This is a genomic window from Flavobacterium myungsuense (assembly GCF_042677265.1).
GTDB lineage: Bacteria > Bacteroidota > Bacteroidia > Flavobacteriales > Flavobacteriaceae > Flavobacterium > Flavobacterium myungsuense.
The window spans coordinates 101764-125449 of sequence record NZ_JBHTIZ010000025.1; the positions used below are offsets into that span (position 1 = coordinate 101764).

Here is a 23686-nt window from a genome sequence, read left to right on the forward strand (position 1 = left end):
GATTAATCAAAATACCAAGTTAACAAATAACCAATTTAACAACTAACTACAAACAACAAACAGAATGACCGTAGATTTATTATTAGGATTGCAATGGGGAGACGAAGGCAAAGGAAAAATTGTTGACGTTTTAACCTCAAAATATGATATTATTGCTCGTTTTCAAGGAGGTCCAAATGCCGGACACACTCTAGAATTTGACGGAATAAAACACGTATTAAGAACCATTCCTTCTGGAATCTTTCATCAAAATTCAATTAATATTATTGGAAACGGAGTTGTTATCGATCCTGTAGTTTTTAAAGGAGAAATAGATGGTCTTGCCAAATTTAATTTAGATATTAAAAACAAATTAATTATATCTAGAAAAGCTCATTTGATCTTACCAACGCATCGTTTATTAGATGCAGCATCAGAAATCGCTAAAGGAAAAGCCAAAATTGGTTCTACGCTAAAAGGAATTGGACCAACTTATATGGACAAAACGGGTAGAAACGGTTTGCGTGTTGGCGATATTGAACTAGAAGATTTTAAAGACCGTTATAGAGCCCTTGCCGATAAACACGAAGCGATGATAGCCTTTTATAATGTAGACATTCAATACAATTTAATTGAATTAGAAAAAGAGTTTTTTGAAGCTATTGAAGACTTAAAAAAGTTGACCTTTATTGATAGTGAAGAATATTTAGCTAAGGCACAAAAAGCAGGAAAGTCTATTTTATGCGAGGGTGCCCAAGGCTCTTTACTAGATGTTGATTTCGGAACCTATCCTTTTGTAACTTCTTCAAATACAACAGCTGCCGGAGCTTGTACTGGTTTAGGAATTGCACCAAACAAAATTAAAGAAGTTTATGGTATTTTTAAAGCTTATACTACTCGTGTAGGAAGCGGACCATTTCCTACTGAAGATTTTGAAGAGGCTGGAGATAGTATGGCAAGTGTTGGTAACGAATTCGGTTCGGTTACTGGAAGAAAAAGACGTTGTGGCTGGCTAGATTTAGTGGCTTTAAAATATGCGGTTCAAATAAATGGTGTTACCCAATTAATGATGATGAAAGGGGATGTTTTGTCAGGATTTGAAACCTTAAAAGTATGTACTGCATACAATTACAAAGGTGAAATCATCTCTCATTTGCCTTACAATATAGAACCGGAAAATGTTACACCAATTTATAAAGAATTCAAAGGATGGAAAGCCGATTTGACAGAAATGACAACTTATGACGAATTGCCAATTGAATTGAAACAATACATAGAATATATTGAATCCGCAGTTGAAGTTCCAATAAAAATAGTTTCTGTGGGTCCAGATAGAAAGCAAACTATAACCAAATAAATAGAGAACGCTTTGAGAAATCAAAGCGTTTTTTTTAACCTCAATAAAATGAAAAGTACCAAACTATTTACTAAATTTTTCGAGAGTGAAAAAGCAGGTGGCTTAATTTTAGTTGCTGTAACTATTATTTCTATTTTGTTAGCTAATTCTGTTTGGCAAAAGGAATATATCGAGTTTTGGCATCAATCAGTTGGTTCGCATAGTATTGTTGATTGGATTAATGATGGGTTAATGGCAATCTTTTTTTTACTCATAGGGTTAGAATTAGAACGTGAAATATATATAGGCGAACTTTCAAGTATAAAAAACGCTACTTTACCTGCAATAGCCGCACTCGGCGGAATGCTAGTTCCTGCTGGAATTTATATGTTATTTAATTTTGGTACAGCTACTCAGTCAGGATCAGGAATTCCAATGGCAACCGATATTGCTTTTGCTATTGGTATATTATCACTTTTAGGAAAGCGTGTTCCCACTTCGTTAAAAATATTCTTGACCGCTTTAGCGGTAATAGATGATTTGGGAGCTATTTTCGTTATTGCCATTTTTTATACTAAAACCATTGCATTTACTAATTTAGGTATTGCTTTGGGAATTTGGGTTATTTTACTTGTTCTTAACCGCATTAAAGTACGAAATCTAATTCCATATATTTTAGGTGGAATAGTAATGTGGTACTTTATGCTAAATTCTGGAATACATGCTACAATTACTGGTGTTCTGGTTGCTTTCGCAATTCCTTTTGGAAATGGGTCAAAAAAATCGACTTCTTATCTGATACAAGATTTTTTACATATTCCAGTGGCTTTTTTCATTTTGCCTTTATTTGCATTGGCTAACACTTGTATTCCTATAGCAACAAACTGGCAAAACGGGTTAACACAAGTAAATAGTTTAGGAATTATAACCGGATTAGTAATAGGTAAACCTTTAGGGATATGGCTTTTCTCCTTTATTGGCGTAGGATTAGGTCTTTGTACCTTACCTAATGACCTAAAATGGAAAAATATTATTGGTGCTGGATTTTTAGGAGGCATTGGTTTTACAATGTCTATTTTTATCACACTATTAGCTTTTGATAGTACCGAAGTTATTGACAATTCTAAAATTGCAATTTTAGTAGCTTCTTTAATTGCAGGACTTATTGGTTTTATGATATTGAAATTGAGCTTTAATATAAATATTAAAAAAAATCTTTAAAATTTTGCTTATACCAAAGAAGGCATATCATAATAAAGATTGGTTTTTGTAAAATTATAAAATCAATTTAAATTTAAAAATTGTTATCTTCATTTCATTTATTTTTCAAATAATCCAATACATTTTTTTCAATTCGTTCATTGATATTAGAAATATCTGCTTTGACAAATTTTTCTCCTAGAATATTTTCATACAATTCAATATATCTATCTGAAACCGTTTCTATATAATCACCAGTCATATTCGGTATATGTTGTCCTTCTTTTCCTTGAAAACCGTTTTCAATTAACCAGCGTCTAACGAATTCTTTAGACAATTGTTTTTGCTCTTCTCCTTTATCTTGCTTTTCTTGATAGCCCTCAGCATAAAAATAACGTGATGAATCTGGTGTGTGAATTTCGTCAATTAATACTATTTTACCTTCTTTAGTTTTTCCAAACTCGTATTTTGTATCCACTAAAATCAATCCTCGACTAGCCGCAATTTCAGTTCCTCTTTGAAACAAAACTCTTGTATATTGTTCTAATACCAAATAATCTTCATCGGCAACAATTCCTTTAGATAAAATAGCCTCTCGTGAAATATCGGCATCGTGTTCGCCATTATCCGCTTTTGTAGTTGGAGTAATAATTGGCTCTGGAAATTTGTCGTTTTCTTTTAATCCTTCAGGCATAATTACTCCACAAATCTGTCTTTTCCCGAGTGCATATTCTCGAGCCGCATGACCAGAAAGATAGCCGCGAATTACCATTTCAACTTTAAATGGTTGACATAAATAGCCAACAGCCACATTTGGATCAGGAGTAGCTATTAGCCAATTTGGAACAACATCTTTAGTAAGTTCCATGAATTTTGTGGCAATTTGATTCAATATTTGTCCTTTGTAAGGAATTCCTTTTGGCAAAACAACATCAAATGCAGAGAGTCTATCAGTTGCAATCATAACTAATAAATCATCATTGATTGTATAAACTTCTCTTACTTTGCCTCGATAAACAGCTTTTTGACCTGGAAAATTAAAATTTGTAGTAGTAATTGTGTTACTCATTATTGTAGTTGTGTGTTGTAGTTTAAGTCCGCAAATATAATTAAAAATCCACGAGTTTTTTTAGACAAAAAAAATGAAACTATGAAGACATCAAATTTTAGAAGTCATTCATTTTATTATTAGTAATCTATTTTAAACCAAAAAATGAATTCAATAAAAACTGGATGAATTATTACTATTTTAAAATATATTTGTTGTTTTGCATTACCGCCATTCACAAACAAATGAAAAAAATCCTTATAACTATCTTTTTTTTAATATTTCTTGTTTTAGTTGTCTTCAACTACAGAATCCCTTTTTTAAAACAGAAAGGAGGACCTTGGTCAATAGGTTTTGCCAATTCCAATTCTATTCCTGAGGATATTTTTGTCCAAAAAAATACAAAATATCCATTAGAGCAACTTAAAAGTATTAATGATAGTACTCATTTTTTAGCTGACCCTTTTTTCCTTAAAGTGAAGGACACATTCTATCTTTTTTTTGAACATAAAAAAATAGAACCTAACGCCGAAATTGGTTTATTAACTTCAACAGATGGAAGAAATTATATGTACAGAGGTACCGTTTTGAAAGAAAAGTTTCATTTATCATATCCACAAGTTTTTAAATACAAAGAGAGTTATTATATGATTCCTGAAAGTCAGGGTTCTAATCATGTTTTATTGTATAAAGCCAGTTGCTTCCCTTTTGGATGGAAAGTTTGCGATACTTTACTAAAAAACATTAAGTTAAAAGACCCAACTATATATTTATCAGATACTTTAAATATTTTATTAGCAACAGATAACAAGTTAACAATGTATATGTATCAATCAGATTCTCTTTTTGGAAAATGGAAATTACATAAGAAACCAAAAGTCATTATGGGAAGTGAATCAAGATGTGGAGGAAGAATATTTGTAGATAAAAACGGATTAATAGTACCGATTCAAAATGCCACCAATGGTTATGGATTTGGAGTGTCTTTATATAATTTGACATTTAAAAACGGTGATTACACTATAAAAAGAGTAAAACCTTTCTTTCTGAAAAGGCATGAATACATAAAAGAATATAATGCTGGAATGCATCACTTTGATATTCAAAAAATAAACAAATGCTATTATTATGTCTATGACGGAAATAGATTAGGAGATAAAAAAAACCTTTGGAATATTAAAGGTTCTTTAAAAATGAATTATTATGATGCAAAAAATTGGTTTTATCAAAATTTAAATTAATGCAAATAAACTAAATTACTTATAGGAGTTCCGTCTAAATCAATGATAATAACTTTAAATCTACTTTTTGAATTCATTTAACAATTCATTTTTCATTGATTTAGAGTACTCACTAATCATGATTTTCAATCTGTTTGTAGGCATCAATTACTTTTTTAACCAACCGGTGGCGCACTATATCTTTGTCGTCGAGATAGACAACACCTATACCTTCAACATCTTTTAAAACCAAAATCGCTTCTTTAAGTCCCGAGATGGTTCTTCTAGGCAAATCGACTTGACCAGGGTCGCCTGTAATCATAAACTTAGCGCTTTTTCCCATACGAGTCAAAAACATTTTCATTTGCGAGTGGGTTGTGTTTTGAGCTTCATCTAAGATCACAAAAGCATGATCCAAAGTTCGACCTCGCATAAAGGCTAAAGGTGCAATTTGAATAATTCCCTTTAAAATATAATCCTCTAATTTCTCATTAGGTAACATATCTCGCAAGGCATCATATAAAGGCTGCATGTAGGGATCCAGTTTTTCTTTCATATCACCAGGAAGAAAACCAAGATTTTCTCCAGCTTCAACAGCCGGACGAGTTAAGATGATTCTTTTAACTTGTTTCTCTTTTAGGGCTTTTACTGCCATAGCCACTCCAGTATAGGTTTTTCCTGTTCCTGCTGGGCCTACTGCAAAAAGCATATCGTTTTTGTTCATCATGTCTACCAACAATTGTTGGTTAGGCGTCATGGCTTTAATGATTTTTCCGCCAACACCGTGAACTAAAATTTTATCATGATCAAAAGCTTTACGATCTTCTTGTAAATCACTTTGTATAACACGTTCAATTACGTTATCATCTATATTATTATATCGTGTAAAATGAAGCATCAGTCTGTTAAAACGGTTTTCGAATTCATCTAAGACTTCTTTTTCTCCAAAAGCCTTTATAGTTGTACCACGAGCAACAATCTTTAACTTTGGATAGTATTTTTTAATGGTTTCAAGATGAGTGTCTTGAGCACCCCAAAAATCATTTGGGGCGATGTCTATGAGCTCGATGGTTCTTTCGTTCAAATGGAATAGTATTTAATTAAAAAATAATCACTGATAATTATTAGCTTTGCATTTCTCAAATTTAGTAAAATTTAAGTTTACGTTGCACCAATAGTTATAAACAAAATGATGTCAATAATTACCCTTACGACCGATTATGGATTAAAGGACCACTTTGTTGGTGCATTGAAAGGGAAAATTTTATCAGAATTTCCGGAGGCAACAATTATAGATATTTCAAACAACATAGACCCATTTAACGCAGCAGAAGCCAGTTACATTATTGGTGCAGCATATAAAAGCTTTCCTAAGGGAACCGTTCATCTCATTGGCGTTGACGCTGAGTTAAACAAAGAAAATCAGCATATAGCTATCGAATGGAACGATCATTTTTTTATTTGTGCCGATAACGGAATTCTTGGCATGCTCACTCAAAATAGTATTCCTAAAAAAATGGTTGCTATTAATATTCACGATAGATTGCCTGTTGATGCAACTGATTTGGACGTATTTGTTACAGTTGCGGCTCATATTGCTCGGGGTGGTTTATTAAACGTAATTGGAAAAGAAATCACAGCCATAAAACAAGCTACCGAATTGCAGGCTATTGTTGCCGATGACCGAAACTCTATAAAAGGTTATGTAATATATATTGACCATTTTGGAAATGTAGTAACCAATATTTCTAAAAAATTATTCTTAGAAATTGCGAAAGGGAGACCTTATGAAATTCCGATGATACAAAGACGGAATCAAAAAGTATCAAGTCCTATAAAAAATATTTGGGCCAAATATTCGGATATTGCAAATACTAGAAACTATGAGGTTAAGAATTATGAAGGTGATAAATTAGCCATTTTTAACGAAGCAGGTTTTCTTGAGATTGCCATTTTTAGAAGTAATCCTATGACTGTTGGAAGTGCTTCTAGCCTACTAGGATTGGGCTATAGAGATACTATTGTTATTAATTTTTTGTAAAATCAAAAATCTGAAATCAAAATGTTCATACGAATAGTAAAAATGTCCTTTCATGAAGAAAATATTCCAGCTTTTTTGGAAAACTTCGATATTATGAAAAGTAAGATACGAAATGCCCCAGGAAACCGTTTTCTTGAACTGTATCAGGACAAAAATGACAAATGCATTTTCTTTACTTATAGCTATTGGGAAACCGAAGATGATTTAGAAAATTATAGAAAATCAGAACTTTTTTATGACGTTTGGACTTTTACAAAGAAATTATTTAATGCTAAGCCTGAAGCTTGGAGTGTAGATAAATTAGTAAGTTTGAAATAAATTTAGAACTCAAATACACCAATAAATAAATTAAACGAATTAAAATATAATGAACGCCATCATATTTCGAGAATTAAAATCTTTTTTTGGCTCACCGATAGGCTACTTGGTGATTGCTATTTTCCTATTGCTCAACGGATTGTTTCTTTGGGTTTTTGAGGGAGATTATAACATATTAAACAGCGGTTTTGCTGATTTGAGTCCGTTTTTTACCCTTGCCCCATGGATTCTGATTTTCTTGATTCCTGCCGTGACGATGCGTAGTTTTTCGGATGAAAAAAAACAAGGAACATTAGAATTATTGTTAACTAAACCCTTAAGCATTTGGGAAATTGTAAACGGAAAATTTCTTGGAGCATTATTACTAATTATTATCGCAATCATTCCAACATTTTTATACGTTTACGTTATTTCTAGTTTAGGAATGCCAGAAGGCAACATCGATTTAGGAAGTACAATGGGTTCTTATTTTGGGTTACTTTTTTTAATTAGTGCTTACTCCGCAATTGGAATTTTTACCTCTACACTTTCTGAAAATCAAATCGTTGCATTCATATTATCTGTTTTTTTATGTTTTATTTTTTACTTTGCTTTTGATAGTTTAGCGGTTTATTTACCAAGTATGGAAAATTTTATTGCAGCTTTAGGCATGAACAATCATTTCAAAAGTATGAGCCGCGGTGTTATTGATACTAGAGATATTTTGTATTTTGTTAGTTTAACGATTTTGTTTCTTTTGTTTACTGTTTTTAAATTAAAATCTTTGAAATCGTAATGACAGCAATTAATAAAAATAATCTAAAAAATCTATTGTTTACTTTATGTATTTTACTAATTGTAAACATTATAGGCAGTCAGTTTTTTCATCGTTTCGACTTAACACAGGACAAAAGATATACGCTTTCTCAAACTTCTTTAAACATTCTTAAAGAAGTAAAAGAACCTCTAATCATTGATGTTTTTTTAAAAGGGCAATTTCCTAGCGAATTCAAGAAATTACAAACCGAAACCCAACAAATACTCGAGGAATACAAAGCCTATAATAAAAATATCACTTTTCAGTTCATAAACCCAATAGAGAACGATGAGGAAAGAGATACTATTATGCAATCGTTTATAGAAAGAGGCTTAACCCCTATAAATGTTACTATTGAGGATAAAGGAAAACAAACTCAGGAAGTCATTTTTCCGTGGGCAATTGCGACTTATAATGGTAGAAGTGTAAAAGTACCTTTATTAAAAAATATAATGGGAGCATCAACAGCTGAAAAAGTAGTAAGCTCGGTCCAGCATTTAGAATATGCTTTTGCTAATGCTTTTAATACTATTTCTAAAAATAAGGGAAAGAAAGTAGCTATTATTAAAGGAAATGGGGAGCTTCGAGATATTTTTATGGCCGATTTTATTAAGCAAGTTCGCGAAAATTATTACATAGGAACATTTACACTAGATTCAGTTACCAAAAAACCAAACGAAAGTCTAGCCTACTTAAAAAAATATGATTTAGTAATTATTGCAAAACCTACCGAGAAATTTTCGGACGAAGAAAAACAAGTTTTAGACCAATTCATTATCAATGGAGGAAAAACAATGTGGTTAGTCGATCAAGTAAATATGGAAATGGATAGTTTATATAACGATTCTGGAGCATCACTCGCCTATCCTCTTGATTTGAATTTAAATGATCTATTTTTTAAATATGGAATTCGTATAACTCCCACAATAGTAAAAGATATTATGGCTACTCCAATTGCCTTAGCCACTGGTGAAAAAGGAAGTGCAACACAATACACACAATACCCCTGGTTTTATTCACCTTTGATTTATCCGTATGCAAAAAATCCAATTGTTAGTAATCTAGATGCATTGAAATTCGAATTTGTAAATGGTATTGACATTCTGAAAAATGATATTAAAAAAACGGTTTTATTACAATCGTCTCCCTACTCAAAACTGATTGGTACTCCTGTAGAAGTCAATTTAAATATGGTAACCGAACGACCTGAACAATCTGAATTTAAAAATACTGGCAATATACCTGTTGCAGTCTTGATGGAAGGAAAATTTCATTCAGTATATGAAAATAGAGTATTACCTTTTCCAGATAATACATTTGAGTCGCAAGGAAAAATTAATAAAATGATAGTCGTTTCTGATGGAGATATTGTAAAAAATCAATTGGATAAAAACTTTCAACCTCTAGAATTAGGTTATGATAAATGGACCAATAAATTATACGGAAACAAAGAATTTATGATGAATTGCGTGAATTATTTGTTGGATGATAACGGACTTATTAACATTAGAAGTAAAGAAGTAAGCTTACCTTTGCTCGATAAAGAAAAAGTATACAGCAGTTACACCAAGTCGCAACTCATAACTGTCGGACTTCCAATAATTATATTGGTGTTTTTTGGTTTGACATTTACTTATATTCGCAAAAGAAAATACAGCAAGTAATGTTAATAAATTTCTTTTTGATTTATGGGAGTTTAAGATATATTTGTAAAACGTAGGCTAATTTTAAATTTTAAGTAAGTTTACACTAAAATTAAAAAAAATAAAATGAAATTTATAGTATCAAGTTCGTACTTATTAAAACAACTACAAGTATTAGGAAGTGTTATTAATAGCAGCAATACCCTACCTATTTTAGATAATTTTTTGTTTGAATTAGACAATAACACATTAACCGTTTCTGCTTCTGATTTAGAGACAACCATGTCTGCCACTTTAGATATAGATTCTTCGAGTAAAGGTAGTGTAGCAGTTCCTGCTAAGTTAGTTTTAGAAATATTAAAAACATTTCCTGAACAACCATTAACTTTTACTGTTGAGGAGAACAGCACTATTGAAATAAGTTCAAATTCTGGGAAATATGCTTTGGCGTATGCTCCAGGTGAAGAATTTCCGAAATCAGTAAATCTAGAAGATCCTTCTACAACACTTGTTCCTGCAGATGTATTAGCTACAGCTGTAAGCAAAACCATTTTTGCTGCTGGAAATGACGATTTACGCCCAGTAATGTCCGGAGTATTTTTTCAATTTTCACCAGAAGGTTTGACTTTTGTTGCAACTGATGCCCATAAATTGGTAAAATATGCTCGAACTGATGTAAAAGCATCGCAAGTAGCCGATTTTATTATGCCTAAAAAACCATTAAATATTTTAAAAAGTATTCTTGGAACTTCAAATGCAGAAATAAAAATAGAATATAACGATTCGAATGCTACTTTCTCTTTTGACAATTACATATTAATGTGTCGTTTAATAGATGGTAAATATCCTAATTACGAAGCGGTAATTCCTAAAGAAAATCCAAATAAATTAATGATAGATAGAACTCAGTTTTTAAGTTCTGTTCGTCGAGTTGCAATTTTTTCTAATAAAACCACACACCAAATTCGATTAAAAATTGCAGGAGCTGAGTTAAACATTTCTGCTGAAGATATTGATTACTCTAATAAAGCTGAAGAGCGATTGACTTGTGATTACCAAGGAGATGATATGCAAATTGGTTTTAACTCTCGTTTCTTAACAGAAATGTTAACCAACTTACAATCAGACATGATAATGCTAGAAATGTCATTACCAAACCGTGCTGGTATTCTTACTCCAGTAGATGGATTAGAAGATGGCGAAACAGTAACTATGTTAGTGATGCCTGTAATGCTTAATAACTAAAATGCATTATAAACCATAAATCATAAAAAATGCCTAGAATAAAAATCAAGGCATTTTTTATATTTGAAAATACTTTACAATACTTCAAATATTACAATTAAATTGTATAAATTTTAAAAAGTAAATCTTTGTAACTTTACCGTTTTATATACAATTTATGATTCCACAAGATACTATTGTTGCCTTAGCCTCTCCCTCTGGTGCTGGAGCAATTGCCGTAATTAGAGTTTCGGGAGTTCAGGCTATAACTATTGGTTCTTTAATATTTCAGTCTATTTCTGGTAAAGACTTAAACAAACAAAAAACACATACTCTGCATCTAGGACATATAGTTGATGGAAACAAAGTTATCGACCAAGTTTTAGTTTCTATTTTTAAAGGTACGCAATCCTATACAGGTGAAAATACAATTGAAATTTCTTGTCACGGGTCAACTTACATCCAACAGCAAATTATTCAATTATTGCTTAGAAAAGGATGTAGAATGGCACAAGCTGGAGAATTTACCTTGCGCTCTTTCTTAAATGGGAAAATGGACTTGTCGCAAGCTGAAGCGGTAGCCGATTTAATTTCATCCGATAACGAAGCGTCCCACCAAATTGCTATGCAGCAAATGCGTGGCGGTTTTAGTAATGAAATTTCAAAATTGCGTGAGGAACTGCTCAATTTTGCTTCGCTTATTGAACTGGAATTAGATTTTGCCGAAGAAGATGTAGAATTTGCTGATCGCACACAATTTGAAGCATTATTGAACAGAATTGAATTTATTTTAAAACGACTAATCGATTCCTTTGCTTTAGGTAACGTGATTAAAAATGGAATTCCAGTTGCCATAGTAGGTGAACCTAATGTAGGCAAATCAACCTTACTCAACGCTTTATTAAATGAAGAAAGAGCCATTGTATCTGAAATTGCTGGTACTACACGAGATACTATTGAAGACGAATTGGTTATTGAAGGAATTGGGTTCCGATTTATTGACACCGCAGGAATTCGAGAAACCACAGATATTATAGAAAGTATTGGAATCAAGAAAACTTTTGAAAAAATTGAACAAGCTCAAGTAGTTTTGTTTTTAATAGATAGCTTACAATTGATTATTGACAATAAGAATACTGTTAAAATTGAAATTGAAAAGATAAAAAATCAATTTCCACAAAAGCCTTTAATTGTTGTTATAAATAAGATTGATAAATTAAATTTAGAACAACGAATCCTATTCGATACCCAATTATCAATAATCAATTATCCTATATTAATTGAAATTTCAGCAAAAGAAAAAAAAGGAATAGATGACCTTAAAAATCAATTGCTATCTTTTGTAAATACAGGAGCGCTTCGCAATAATGAAACTATTGTAACCAACACACGCCATTATGATTCACTTTTGAGGGCATTGGACGAAATACAAAAAGTAAAATTTGGACTCCAATCAAATTTGTCTTCTGATTTAATGGCAATAGATATCAAACAAGCCTTGTACTATTTTGGCGAAATTACGGGAGAAGTTACTAATGACGAACTATTAGGAAATATTTTTGCAAATTTCTGTATCGGAAAGTAATTACCTTTTATTCAGGATACACTACTTCACCATCCCACTGCATAAAACCACCTAATAAATTGTAGGTGTTTTCGAAACCCAATTCATTCATAATGTCACAGGCTTTAGCGCTTCTTACTCCTGATCTGCAGTAAACATAATAATTTTTTGATTTATCTAAAGTTTCTATTTCATTTATAAAAAACTGACCTTTATTAATATCTATCATAAAAGCATTAGTAATGATTCCATCACTGCATTCGTCTTCAGTTCTTACGTCTAATACAACTGCATTTTCATCATTTTCTAATTGCTCAGTCCAATCTTGTTGTGTCAAATTCATAATTTTTATTTTTAATCAAAAATAGTATTTTTTTTACTTACTGAATTTTGTGAAATTTATTTATTATCATTTTTAACAAAAAAATAACTTAACATTTGTATATACAAATATAATAACTACTACATTTGTATATACAAATTTAATACTTTCATAATGAAAATTGAAGATGTCATAAAAACAAATATCGAAATGGAGATTTCAAAAAAAGCAGTGTTAAATATTATTTATACTCAAAATGTAATTAATGAACACTTCAATGAAATTTTGAAACCTTATGATTTGTCTGGAGAACAATATAATGTTTTGCGTATTTTAAGAGGTCAAAAAGGGTGTCCTGCAAATATGTGTTTGATTCAAGAGAGAATGCTTGCCAAAACCAGTAACACTACTCGACTTGTAGATAAATTGCTTTTGAAAGAATTAGTTACAAGAGAAGTATGTCCAGAAAATAGAAGAAAAATTGAAGTTCTGATAACCCAAAAAGGGTTAAATGTTTTATCTGAATTAGATCCTAAAATAACTGAAAATGAAAATAAATTCTCTAATAACTTATCAAATACAGAACTTGAACAACTGAACGAATTGCTAGAAAAATTTAGAACCAAAAATTAATTTTAAAATAAAAATACACTATGAATACATTTCTCGAAAATCAAAATTGGCGTTATGCAACAAAAAAATTTGATTCAACAAAAAAGATTTCAACTGAAGATTTTAATACATTAAAAGAAGCAATCAGGCTTTCCTCCTCTTCCTATGGAATGCAACCCTATAAAATTATTATGGTAGAAAATCCCGAAGTAAGAGCTCAATTACAACCAGCTGCTTGGGGTCAGAGTCAAATTGTAGATGCTTCCCATCTCCTAGTTTTTGCCAACATTACCAATTTTGGAAACGACGATATTGATTCCGTTTTAAATGTTTTTACATCTGAAAGAGGACTTCCAGAAAATGCATTAGATGGTTATGGTGGATTTATTAAATCAAAAATCGCTACTCTCTCAGAAGAAGTTAAAAATGTTTGGACTGCAAAACAAACTTACTTAGCATTAGGAAATTTATTGAATGCCGCAGCAGAATTAAAAATTGATGTTACGCCTATGGAGGGCTTTGATCCTACAGCAGTAAATGAAATATTAGGACTAGAAAAACTTGGTCTTAATGCTTCATTACTTGCAACTATTGGATATCGTCACGAAGAAGATGAAACACAACATTACAAAAAAGTACGAAAATCGACCGAAGAATTATTTATCACTCTTTAATTAATACAAACACTTTAAAATTTAAAACAATGAAAAATTTAAAAACAATTGCAATCGCTTTATTAGTAACTATTTCAAGTGTAACAGTAAACGCACAATCAAAAAATGTAGATGTAGCTAAGAGCACCATTAACTGGGTTGGAAAAAAAGTAACCGGAAAGCATGAAGGAACCATTAATCTGAAAGAAGGTTTATTAGTATTCAAAAAAAATAAACTTACCGGTGGTAATTTTATTGTTGATATGACTTCGCTTAGTACTACCGATTTAAAACCAGGAGAAGGAAAAGAAAAATTAGAAGGTCATTTAAAATCAGATGATTTTTTTGGAACTGACAAATTTGCAACTTCAAAATTAGTTTTTAAAACAATTAAAGCTAATGGTAAAAACTCTTACACAGTAACTGGAGATTTAACTATTAAAAGCATTACAAATCCTATTACATTTATCATAACAGTAAAAGGAAATAGTGCAACAACTAACCTAAAAATTGATCGTACAAAATATGACGTTAAGTACGGTTCAGGAAGTTTCTTTGATAATTTAGGAGATAAAGCGATTTCAGATAATTTTGATTTGAATGTAGCTTTGCAATTTTAAAAAAAATTATAAATACTTCGAAACCGTCTCATGCAAAAATATGAGACGGTTTTTTTATAGCAATAAAGTATATATTTGAAAGTTGTAAATTTAAAATTTAAATAACGAATGAAACAGCTCTATATAATGTTAACTATATTTGTAATTACTTTACTTTGGTCAGTTACAAATCCTAAAGAAAATTTTACTTGTTTATTAGAAATTATTCCAGCAATAATTGGACTGCTTATATTAATAGGCACTTTCAAGAAATTTAGATTCACAAACTTTACCTATTTTTTTATTCTAATTCATTGTATAATACTTTTTGTAGGTGGACATTATACCTATGCCGAAGTCCCGTTATTTGAGTATGTCAAAGAAACGTTTCATCAAAGTAGAAACAATTATGATAAAGTAGGACACTTTGCACAAGGATTAATACCCGCATTAATTATTAGAGAATTGTTTATTCGCAAAATGGTAATTAGAAACAAGTCCTTTTTCAACTTTATCATTGTTTGTATTTGTTTGGCTATTAGTGCCGCATATGAATGGATTGAGTGGGTAGTTTCTTTAGTAACAGGTGATAGCGGTGATTCTTTTTTAGGAACTCAAGGATATGTTTGGGATACACAATCGGATATGTTGTTTGCTACGATAGGAGCTATTATTGGATTAGTTTTATTTTCTAAAATCCAAGATCGACAACTTGAAAATATTAAATAGAAATAATTTTAAAAACAAAAAAAGCATCATTAAATCGCTTATGATGCCTTTTATAAATATTGATTTTATTATAAAATTGTATGATTGTCGGTTAGTAATCATAAACCTAAAATATTAACAATTATTTGACATAAAATCATATTAGGTACCTATGGTAATATTGTTATGATACAAATATGAATAGTATTAATTACAATTTTATCCATTAAGCATTTAAACTGAATCAAAATTTCGTTGGTAACCATCCAATTTAGTAGCCTTAATTAGATTGAATATTTTTATTAAAATTAACCTCCAAAATTGACTAGTTAAACCTTTTTTAAAATATAGAACATCTTCCAAAAAACATATTAAGAGCTCTATTTAAAATACGACTATTTCAGAGGCTAGGATAAATAAAATTGTCGGATTTTGATATATGAAAATATATTTAAGACAGGATTGTTTTAAATCAATTAAATTAAAAAGCCACGTTCCATCTTGGTAATCTTGCATTTTCGTCTAAGAAATTTTGCAAAATCAACCCTTCAACATATGTAGGAATCGCATTGGTTTTGGCATTAAAGGTTTCATACCAATATACTTCTAAACTCGCAATATTTTCAGATTTCATTTGGGTGGGCCAAGTGTATTTTCTCCCTGTTTTTGCAAATTGATGTCCATTCACTATCTTGTCAAAAAGGCCACCGTTTTTACTTTTTAGCGTCCCATCATTTTGTATAGTTCCAGTAGAACCAACCATAATCAATTCTTTTTCTTCTCCATCAACTGCATATACTAGAAAGACACCACTTCCGTTTTCTGAGGCGTTACAAACTTCTTCAAGACTATCGTTTGTTGTATAATTGAAACTATTGTTGGTTTTAAATTTTTTTAATTCTTTGTACATAATGTTAAGGTGTCGATTTGATAATATGTTTAAATCTGTATAATTCGAGTTGAATTCTTTTTTATTCAAAAATAAAAACTCCACGTTTTGTGGAGCTTTTAAGTTCATTATTTATGTTGAGATTACTTTATGTTTACAAGGACTATCCCATTATTTCTTTTACTTTTTTTCCTATTTCAGCAGGAGAATCCACCACGTGGATACCACACTCTTTCATAATTCGCTTCTTGGCTTCGGCAGTATCATCAGCTCCACCAACAATTGCTCCTGCGTGACCCATTGTTCTTCCTTTTGGAGCAGTCTCGCCAGCAATGAAGCCTATAACTGGTTTACGGTTTCCGTCCGCTTTAATCCATTTTGCAGCATCAGCCTCTAGTTGACCCCCAATTTCACCAATCATAACAATACATTTGGTTTCAGGATCATTCATTAATAATTCAACTGCTTCTTTTGTAGTCGTTCCAATAATTGGGTCTCCTCCTATTCCAATAGCCGTTGTGATTCCCATTCCTTGTTTTACCACTTGGTCAGCAGCTTCATATGTTAATGTTCCTGATTTAGACACAATACCAACAGTTCCTTTTTTGAAAACAAAACCAGGCATAATTCCTACTTTTGCTTCTCCTGGTGTAATTACTCCTGGACAGTTAGGACCAATTAATCTACAGTCTTTTCCTTTAATATATTGGTACGCTTTAATCATATCAGCGACTGGAATACCTTCCGTTATAGTAATGATTACTTTAATTCCAGCATCAGCAGCTTCCATAATGGCATCAGCAGCAAATGCAGGCGGAACAAAAATAATGGTAGTATCTGCACCAGCTTGCTCAACAGCATCTTTTACTGTATTAAAAACTGGTCGTTCTAAATGAATTGTGCCTCCTTTACCGGGAGTCACTCCACCAACAACGTTAGTTCCGTATTCAATCATTTGAGAAGCGTGAAAAGTACCTTCACTTCCTGTAAAACCTTGAACTATTATTTTTGAATCTTTATTAACTAAAACGCTCATGTTTATGTTTATTAAATTGTATTTTTAAATTTGTGTTGCAAAAATAAGGGTTTAAAAACAATAAATAAAGTAATTTAGATAAAATTAATCTTGTTTTTAAATCATTGATAAATTTTTATGTCTTTTGTTCTATACGGGTATTTATAGCTGTAAAAAGTAGTGTTTATTTGAGGATTTTTTTGTTTCCATTTTTTTATTATTCCAATAAACAATCTATTTTCCGGATATAATACGACATTCATCTCTTTTAATGCCCAATCGTTTCCTTTTAAAACGGCACAGGATTTACAAAACCGACTTTTTTTAGACAAAAATTTTTGGTATTCTGGAATGTTAGAGTTTTTTGGGAAACATATTTCTAAACGTTTTGAATTCCCAGAGTATAAATTAAAGGATAAATAATCGTCCCAATACCCGAAAAAATTAAAAATTGGTGCTACTCCGATTAGAAAAAAAATAACTTTATTGTATCCTTTTAATAAATTCAAAAAAACAATTTGGTTATCATTATTTTTAATAAAAATGACATATAAGAATAAAATCATTGCAATATTCCATGGCCAAACTATTGAATTATAGTTTAATCCAGTGGGTGAAATGAGTAATAAAATAAATATATGCATAACTATAAGCGTTATTGCTGCTTGCTTTTGTGATTTATAAAAAAGCAAACCTATACCTGATAAAACTTCAATTATACCCAATGACAAGCCTGAATAATGTATCCATAAACTTTGAATTTGTGTTGTTGAAAATCCAAAAAAACTTTTTAAAATCATACTTTCCCAAACTTCGAAAAGAAAGCCACCACTAATTTTATGAAGTCCGCTATTAATATAAATTATAGCCAATAGAAATATAAAATAATTGAAAAATTGTTTCTGGTTATTTCTATATAACAATAAGAATAAAATTATAAGATAATATTGATATTCCCAGGGTTGCCAACGGTTTTGATCTAACATACAGGAAAACAATTCTATTATTAATGTTGATATTAATAGGTATTTGTTTTTGAAAAAAAATGCAATCAAAAAAATTCCAATTAAAGAAAGTGAGTATAGAAATAGATGTATTGTATTTGGAATATAATCTAAAAAATCAAAAATTGGAAGCAAAGGAAATGTTCTATCTGAAATCCAAAGTTTGTATGAAAATATTTTTGCAAAAAGCCAAAAGAAACATGTTATTTTTATGGTTATTTCAAATTTGTTTTTGACTAACATGTGTTTTTAAAAATATTTTAGTCTTTATGACAACTGGCTCATTTGATAGCCACGGAAAAGTTTGTCGTCTTTGATTTCCCAAATCACTATGAAATGTGCCAAAAGCATTTCTTCTCTAGGGTTTTCAATTGTTTTTATGTAATGCGAATAACGCACAGAAACTAAATTTCCTTCTTCTAAAATATGGCTGATTCTAACTTTTGAACGAATGTAGGCTTTACTTAATTCAGTGGCTATGTCTAATAAACCCTTGCGATCCATTTTTATAAAACCTTTAGTACTATTCCACTCCAAGATAACTTCGGGATGCAAATAAATATCTAAAATAGTTGCATTAATCAAAGCATCCGATTTGTAAAAGTCCTGTACAATTTGTTTAGCAGACATAATTATTTTAGTTTATTTAAAATCTCCGGAATTTTTTTAATATTAGCCAATTGTTTGAGTTTTTCTCTCGATTCCTGAATTGGCGTTCCAAAATACGATTTTCCGCCTTCAACTGACTTTGTAACTCCCGTTTGCCCCATTATTACTGCTTTTGTGCCAATGGTAATTCCGCTAGTAGTACCAACTTGTCCCCAAAGCGTAACCTCATCTTCAATGATTACACAACCTGCAATTCCGGTTTGGGAAGCGATAAGGCATTTTTTTCCAATAACCGTATCGTGTCCTACATGCACCTGATTGTCTATTTTGGTTCCTTCACCAATAGTGGTATCGCCAGTAACTCCTTTATCAATTGTACAAAGCGCACCAATACCTACATTGCTTTCAATAACTACTCTTCCGCCAGAAACCAATTGGTCAAACCCATCGGGTCGTTTTTTATAATAAAACGCATCGGCACCCAAAATAGTTCCAGCATGAATAATAACATTATCACCTATTACAGTATAATCGTAGATGGAAACATTTGAATGAATCAAACAATTTTTACCAACAATAACATTATTTCCAATAAATGTATTTGGTTGAATTACAGTTCCTTCACCTATTATAGCAGAAGCAGAAATCGAAGTGTTAGAAAATTGAAAAGGCTTAAAATGTTTTGTTAATATATTGAAATCTCTAAAAGGGTCATCAGAAATTAATAATGCTTTGCCATCAGGACAATCTACTTTTTTGTTTATTAAAACTATAGTAGCGGCAGATTGTAATGCTTTATCATAATATTTTGGATGATCTACGAAAACAATATCTCCAGGCTCAACCACATGAATTTCGTTCATGCCATAAACGGAAAAGTTTTCGTCACCAACAAATTCGCAATGCAGCAAATTGGCTATTTCTTCTAATGAATGAACTTTTGGAAATTTCATATTACATTACTTAACGCGTTCCATATAATTCCCGTTGGATGTATCGATTTTTATTTTATCGCCTTCATTAATAAACAACGGAACGTTTATAGTAGCACCTGTTTCGACGGTTGCAGATTTTGTAGCATTTGTAGCTGTATTTCCTTTTACTCCTGGCTCTGCATAGGTAACTTCTAATACTACAGAAGCTGGCATATCTACCGAAAGAGGTAAATCAGTTTCAGTGTTAATACTTACCATTACATTTTCGCCTTCTTTTAACAATTCAGGTGAATCAAGAATACTTTTGTTTAAAGAGATTTGCTCGAAAGACTCTACATTCATAAAATGAAATAAATCACCTTCTGGATATAAAAATTGAAATTTATGATTCTCAACACGAACTTCTTCAATTTTGTGACCTGCAGAAAAGGTGTTGTCTAATACTTTTCCGTTAGAAAGACTTTTAAGTTTCGTTCTAACAAAAGCAGGACCTTTCCCTGGTTTAACATGAAGAAACTCAATAATTTTATAAATATCGTTGTTGTATTTTATGCACAATCCGTTTTTAATATCTGAAGTAGAAGCCATTATAATTTATGATTTTAGATTTATATTTTTAGATTTATGATTCTTGAAAAAAGAACCCATATTCTATTTTTTTTGATGTGTTTATTTTAATAATCATTGATTTTAATCAACGAATAACCGATTAAATATTTTTTTTAATAATTCCCTGAATAGCCTTTCATAACTCCTCTTGAAGAATTTCTAATGAAATCTAAAATTTCGTCACGTTCTGGTGTTGCTTCCATTTCAGCTTCGATTATTCCGATTGCTTGAGTAGTATTGTAATTTTTTTGATAAAGAATTCTATAAATATCTTGAATCTCACGTATTTTTTCAGAGGTAAATCCTCTTCTTCTTAATCCAACCGAATTAATCCCTACATAAGATAAAGGCTCTTTTGCAGCTTTGGTATATGGAGGAACATCTTTTCTAACTAAAGATCCTCCAGAAACCATAGCATGATCGCCAATTGATATAAATTGATGGATAGCTGCTAAACCGCCAATAACCGCATATTTACCAATGGTAACATGGCCTCCTAATAATACCCCATTTACAATAATAGAATTATCACCCACAACGCAATCATGCGCCACGTGAGCTGCGGCCATTATTAGACAATTGTTTCCAATTAGAGTTTGTCCAGAGGCAATTGTTCCTCTATTGATAGTTACACACTCTCTAATGGTACAATTGTCACCAATTATAGCTAGAGAATCTTCTCCCCCAAATTTTAAGTCTTGAGGCACGGCTGAAATTACTGCGCCTGGAAAAATATTGCAATTTTTTCCAATTCTTGCTCCTTCCATAATAGTCACATTAGAACCTATCCAAGTTCCATCTCCTATAATTACATTATTATGAATGGTAGTAAATGGTTCGATAACTACATTTTTGGCTATTTTTGATCCCGGATGAACGTATGCTAAAGGTTGATTCATGTTCTTTTCTTTATTGTTTTCTTGCGATTTGCGCCATTAATTCAGCTTGTGCAACTAATTTACCATTAGCGTAAGCATTGGCTTGCATGTGACAAATTCCTCTTCGTATAGGTGTAATCAAATCACATTTAAATATTAAAGTATCACCAGGTAATACCTTATTTTTAAACTTAACATTGTCAATTTTCATGAAAAAAGTTAAGTAATTTTCTGGGTCAGGAACGGTGCTTAAAACCAATATTCCTCCTGTTTGAGCCATTGCCTCTACAATTATAACTCCTGGCATTACTGGCGCTTCTGGAAAATGACCTACAAAGAAACTTTCATTCATAGTTACATTTTTCATTCCAACCACATGGCTTTCGGACATTTCTATAATTCTATCAATGAATAAAAATGGAGGACGATGTGGTAAGATACTCATAATTTTATGAATATCCATTAATGGTTCTTTATGTAAATCGTAATACGGAATTTGATTTCGTTGTTCTATTTTAATAATTTTAGACATTTTTTTTGCAAATTGGGTGTTTACAAAATGCCCAGGTTTGTTTGCAATTACTTTTCCTTGAATTCTCGAACCTATAAGAGCTAAATCTCCAACAACATCTAACAATTTATGTCTTGCCGCTTCATTTGGATAGTGCAAGGTCAAATTATCTAAAATGCCATTTGGCTTTACTGAAATATCTTCTTTTCCGAAAGCCACTTTAAGATGACTCATGGTTTTTTCCGAAATTTCTTTATCAACATATACTATTGCGTTGTTAAGGTCACCTCCTTTTATTAAACCTTCGTCTAAGAGTGCTTCTAATTCATGAAGAAAACTAAACGTTCTAGAATCTGCAATTTCAGTTTTAAAATCGGCAATGTTTTTAAGATTAGCATTTTGAGTACCTAGAACTTTAGTACCAAAATCGACCATTGCAGTAACTTGATATTCATCACTGGGCATTAAAATAATTTCGCTTCCAGTTGCTTCATCTGTAAATGAAATAATTTCCTTAACAACATATACGTTTCTTTTTGCGTCTTGCTCTTCGAGCCCAACTTTTTCGATAGCTTCAACAAAAAATTTAGCTGAACCATCCATAATAGGCAATTCAGATGCGTCTAATTCTATGATTACATTATCGACATCACAACCAACAAATGCGGCTAAAACGTGCTCGGGTGTTTGAATTTTAACTCCTAATTTTTCTAAATTTGTACCCCGCTGTGTGTTTACAACATAATTAGCATCCGCTTCAATAACTGGACATCCTTCTAAATCAACACGAACAAAAGTATATCCATTATTTATTGGGGCTGGTTTAAAAGTTACTTTTACTTCTTTTCCAGTGTGAAGTCCAACTCCTATAAGAGAAATTTCACTCTTGATGGTTTTTTGTTTAACCATAGCTTAATCTTTATTATTTATAGTTTTTTTTAATTCTTCAAATTCTGAAATAATTTTAGGCAAATTTTTAAAATGAACATAAGACTTGCTAAACTCAGTATAACCAAATGTAGGGCTGCCTTGCAGTATTTCGCCGTCTTTTACATTTCTGCCTACACCTGATTGTGCTTGTATGCGAACATTATTGCCAATGGTTAAATGTCCGGCAAAGCCCACTTGACCGCCAATCATACAATTTTTACCAATTTTTGTAGAACCTGCAATTCCGGTTTGTGCAGCAATTACAGTATTCTCACCTATTTCTACGTTATGAGCAACTTGAATCTGATTGTCTAACTTTACACCTTTTCTAATGATTGTAGAGCCCATTGTAGCCCTATCAATTGTTGTGCATGATCCAATATCTACATTATCTTCAATAATCACATTTCCTATTTGAGGAATTTTTGAATAAGTTCCGTCTGCATGAGGCGCAAACCCAAAACCATCTGAACCAATTATTGCGCCTGAATAAATAGCACAATTATTACCAATTATAGTTTCAGAAAATACTTTTGCTCCGGCAAAAAGTGTCACATTATCCCCTATAATTACATTGTCACCAACATAACAATTGGGATGAATTTTTACATTATCACCTAAAATAACGTTATTACCAATAAAACTAAAACTACCTAAATACAATTGTATACCGTATTTTACATTTTCGGAAATCACTGATGGTTGTTCTATTCCGCTTTTATTGTTTTTTACATGATTGTAATATTCTAATAATTTTGAGAATGCTTGATAAGCGTCTTCAACTTTAATTAGCGTTGTTCTTAATTCATTTTCTGGAACAAATGTATTGTTAACTATAGTTACAGAGGCTTCAGTAGAATAAATATAATTTAAATATTTTGGATTGGACAAAAATGTTAAAGATCCTTCTGTACCTTCTTCAATTTTAGACAACCTAAAGACTTCAACCATAGGGTTCCCTACAATCTCACCTTCTAAAATACCCGCTATTTGTTCTGCAGTAAATTTCATCTTAATGTGTAATGCTTTTTATATTTGAAATA

Annotated in this window: 25 protein-coding genes; 13 read left to right on the forward strand and 12 right to left on the reverse strand. The window is 31.3% G+C overall.

Features of this window, described 5'->3' with window-relative positions:
- Positions 1-64: 64 nt before the first annotated feature.
- Together ACFQ0S_RS09945 and nhaA are read left to right on the forward strand one after the other, a co-directional pair.
- On the forward strand, positions 65-1336 hold the full coding sequence (locus ACFQ0S_RS09945; protein WP_379756982.1) for an adenylosuccinate synthase: 1272 nt from the start codon (positions 65-67) through the stop codon (positions 1334-1336).
- A 48-nt stretch (positions 1337-1384) separates the two neighbouring features.
- Positions 1385-2536 (forward strand): Na+/H+ antiporter NhaA, encoded by a 1152-nt coding sequence (nhaA, locus tag ACFQ0S_RS09950; protein ID WP_379756979.1) that lies wholly within the window; start codon positions 1385-1387, stop codon positions 2534-2536.
- A gap of 94 nt (positions 2537-2630) precedes the next feature.
- Here nhaA and ACFQ0S_RS09955 read toward each other — a convergent pair whose 3' ends face one another.
- On the reverse strand, positions 2631-3584 hold the full coding sequence (locus ACFQ0S_RS09955; RefSeq protein WP_379756976.1) for a phosphoribosylaminoimidazolesuccinocarboxamide synthase: 954 nt from the start codon (positions 3582-3584) through the stop codon (positions 2631-2633).
- Positions 3585-3808: 224 nt separating this feature from the next.
- On the opposite strand from ACFQ0S_RS09955, the gene ACFQ0S_RS09960 reads away from it, so the two are divergent.
- Positions 3809-4804 carry a glucosamine inositolphosphorylceramide transferase family protein gene (locus ACFQ0S_RS09960; protein ID WP_379756973.1) on the forward strand — a complete coding sequence of 332 codons (996 nt, stop codon included), beginning with the start codon at positions 3809-3811 and terminating at the stop codon, positions 4802-4804.
- A gap of 112 nt (positions 4805-4916) precedes the next feature.
- On the opposite strand, the gene ACFQ0S_RS09965 is transcribed toward ACFQ0S_RS09960, so the two are convergent.
- The gene (locus tag ACFQ0S_RS09965; protein ID WP_379756970.1) at positions 4917-5867 is read right to left on the reverse strand and encodes a PhoH family protein; all 951 of its coding nucleotides are present in this window, start codon (positions 5865-5867) and stop codon (positions 4917-4919) included.
- A 108-nt stretch (positions 5868-5975) separates the two neighbouring features.
- Between ACFQ0S_RS09965 and ACFQ0S_RS09970 the strand changes: the two genes are divergently transcribed.
- The 6 genes from ACFQ0S_RS09970 to mnmE all read left to right on the forward strand — a co-directional run bounded on the left by ACFQ0S_RS09970 (position 5976) and on the right by mnmE (position 12390).
- Positions 5976-6824 carry an SAM hydrolase/SAM-dependent halogenase family protein gene (locus tag ACFQ0S_RS09970; RefSeq protein ID WP_379756967.1) on the forward strand — a complete coding sequence of 283 codons (849 nt, stop codon included), beginning with the start codon at positions 5976-5978 and terminating at the stop codon, positions 6822-6824.
- A gap of 21 nt (positions 6825-6845) precedes the next feature.
- A complete protein-coding gene (locus tag ACFQ0S_RS09975) occupies positions 6846-7142 on the forward strand; it encodes a putative quinol monooxygenase (protein WP_379756964.1) in 297 nt (98 codons plus the stop codon).
- 49 nt (positions 7143-7191) lie between these two features.
- Positions 7192-7917 carry a gliding motility-associated ABC transporter permease subunit GldF gene (gene gldF / locus ACFQ0S_RS09980; protein ID WP_379756961.1) on the forward strand — a complete coding sequence of 242 codons (726 nt, stop codon included), beginning with the start codon at positions 7192-7194 and terminating at the stop codon, positions 7915-7917.
- On the forward strand, positions 7917-9602 hold the full coding sequence (gene gldG, locus ACFQ0S_RS09985) for a gliding motility-associated ABC transporter substrate-binding protein GldG (protein ID WP_379756958.1): 1686 nt from the start codon (positions 7917-7919) through the stop codon (positions 9600-9602). The genes gldF and gldG overlap by 1 nt, the downstream gene beginning before the upstream one ends.
- A 105-nt stretch (positions 9603-9707) precedes the next feature.
- Positions 9708-10826 carry a DNA polymerase III subunit beta gene (gene dnaN / locus ACFQ0S_RS09990; protein ID WP_379756955.1) on the forward strand — a complete coding sequence of 373 codons (1119 nt, stop codon included), beginning with the start codon at positions 9708-9710 and terminating at the stop codon, positions 10824-10826.
- 157 nt (positions 10827-10983) lie between these two features.
- Positions 10984-12390, forward strand: coding sequence for a tRNA uridine-5-carboxymethylaminomethyl(34) synthesis GTPase MnmE (mnmE, locus tag ACFQ0S_RS09995; RefSeq protein ID WP_379756952.1), 1407 nt, complete (start codon positions 10984-10986; stop codon positions 12388-12390).
- A gap of 7 nt (positions 12391-12397) precedes the next feature.
- Here mnmE and ACFQ0S_RS10000 read toward each other — a convergent pair whose 3' ends face one another.
- Complete coding sequence (locus tag ACFQ0S_RS10000) at positions 12398-12712, reverse strand: rhodanese-like domain-containing protein (RefSeq protein WP_379756949.1); 315 nt, start codon at positions 12710-12712, stop codon at positions 12398-12400.
- Positions 12713-12865: 153 nt separating this feature from the next.
- Here ACFQ0S_RS10000 and ACFQ0S_RS10005 point away from each other — a divergent pair, with 153 nt between their 5' ends.
- The 4 genes from ACFQ0S_RS10005 (at position 12866) to ACFQ0S_RS10020 (ending at position 15284) form a co-directional block, all read left to right on the forward strand.
- Positions 12866-13324, forward strand: coding sequence for a MarR family winged helix-turn-helix transcriptional regulator (locus ACFQ0S_RS10005; RefSeq protein WP_379756946.1), 459 nt, complete (start codon positions 12866-12868; stop codon positions 13322-13324).
- A gap of 20 nt (positions 13325-13344) precedes the next feature.
- Entirely contained in the window at positions 13345-13977 is a 633-nt protein-coding gene (locus ACFQ0S_RS10010) for an NAD(P)H-dependent oxidoreductase (RefSeq protein WP_379756943.1), read from the forward strand.
- Between the two features lie 29 nt (positions 13978-14006).
- Entirely contained in the window at positions 14007-14576 is a 570-nt protein-coding gene (locus ACFQ0S_RS10015; protein ID WP_379756940.1) for a YceI family protein, read from the forward strand.
- A gap of 108 nt (positions 14577-14684) precedes the next feature.
- Positions 14685-15284 (forward strand): DUF2238 domain-containing protein, encoded by a 600-nt coding sequence (locus tag ACFQ0S_RS10020; RefSeq protein WP_379756937.1) that lies wholly within the window; start codon positions 14685-14687, stop codon positions 15282-15284.
- Between the two features lie 460 nt (positions 15285-15744).
- On the opposite strand, the gene ACFQ0S_RS10025 is transcribed toward ACFQ0S_RS10020, so the two are convergent.
- The 9 genes from ACFQ0S_RS10025 to lpxD form a co-directional block, all read right to left on the reverse strand.
- A complete protein-coding gene (locus tag ACFQ0S_RS10025; RefSeq protein WP_379819088.1) occupies positions 15745-16173 on the reverse strand; it encodes a hypothetical protein in 429 nt (142 codons plus the stop codon).
- Between the two features lie 142 nt (positions 16174-16315).
- A complete protein-coding gene (gene sucD / locus ACFQ0S_RS10030; protein WP_379756931.1) occupies positions 16316-17188 on the reverse strand; it encodes a succinate--CoA ligase subunit alpha in 873 nt (290 codons plus the stop codon).
- A 101-nt stretch (positions 17189-17289) separates the two neighbouring features.
- Positions 17290-18153 carry a hypothetical protein gene (locus ACFQ0S_RS10035; RefSeq protein WP_379756928.1) on the reverse strand — a complete coding sequence of 288 codons (864 nt, stop codon included), beginning with the start codon at positions 18151-18153 and terminating at the stop codon, positions 17290-17292.
- A 285-nt stretch (positions 18154-18438) separates the two neighbouring features.
- The gene (locus tag ACFQ0S_RS10040; RefSeq protein ID WP_379756925.1) at positions 18439-18801 is read right to left on the reverse strand and encodes a nuclear transport factor 2 family protein; all 363 of its coding nucleotides are present in this window, start codon (positions 18799-18801) and stop codon (positions 18439-18441) included.
- Positions 18802-18803: 2 nt separating this feature from the next.
- Complete coding sequence (locus tag ACFQ0S_RS10045) at positions 18804-19733, reverse strand: UDP-3-O-(3-hydroxymyristoyl)glucosamine N-acyltransferase (protein WP_379756922.1); 930 nt, start codon at positions 19731-19733, stop codon at positions 18804-18806.
- A gap of 6 nt (positions 19734-19739) precedes the next feature.
- Positions 19740-20303, reverse strand: a complete 564-nt coding sequence (efp, locus tag ACFQ0S_RS10050; protein ID WP_151106060.1) for an elongation factor P — start codon at positions 20301-20303, stop codon at positions 19740-19742.
- 134 nt (positions 20304-20437) lie between these two features.
- Complete coding sequence (gene lpxA / locus ACFQ0S_RS10055; RefSeq protein ID WP_379756919.1) at positions 20438-21223, reverse strand: acyl-ACP--UDP-N-acetylglucosamine O-acyltransferase; 786 nt, start codon at positions 21221-21223, stop codon at positions 20438-20440.
- A 10-nt stretch (positions 21224-21233) separates the two neighbouring features.
- Entirely contained in the window at positions 21234-22622 is a 1389-nt protein-coding gene (locus tag ACFQ0S_RS10060) for a bifunctional UDP-3-O-[3-hydroxymyristoyl] N-acetylglucosamine deacetylase/3-hydroxyacyl-ACP dehydratase (RefSeq protein ID WP_379756916.1), read from the reverse strand.
- A gap of 3 nt (positions 22623-22625) precedes the next feature.
- Entirely contained in the window at positions 22626-23654 is a 1029-nt protein-coding gene (gene lpxD, locus ACFQ0S_RS10065; protein WP_379756913.1) for a UDP-3-O-(3-hydroxymyristoyl)glucosamine N-acyltransferase, read from the reverse strand.
- Positions 23655-23686: the final 32 nt, after the last annotated feature.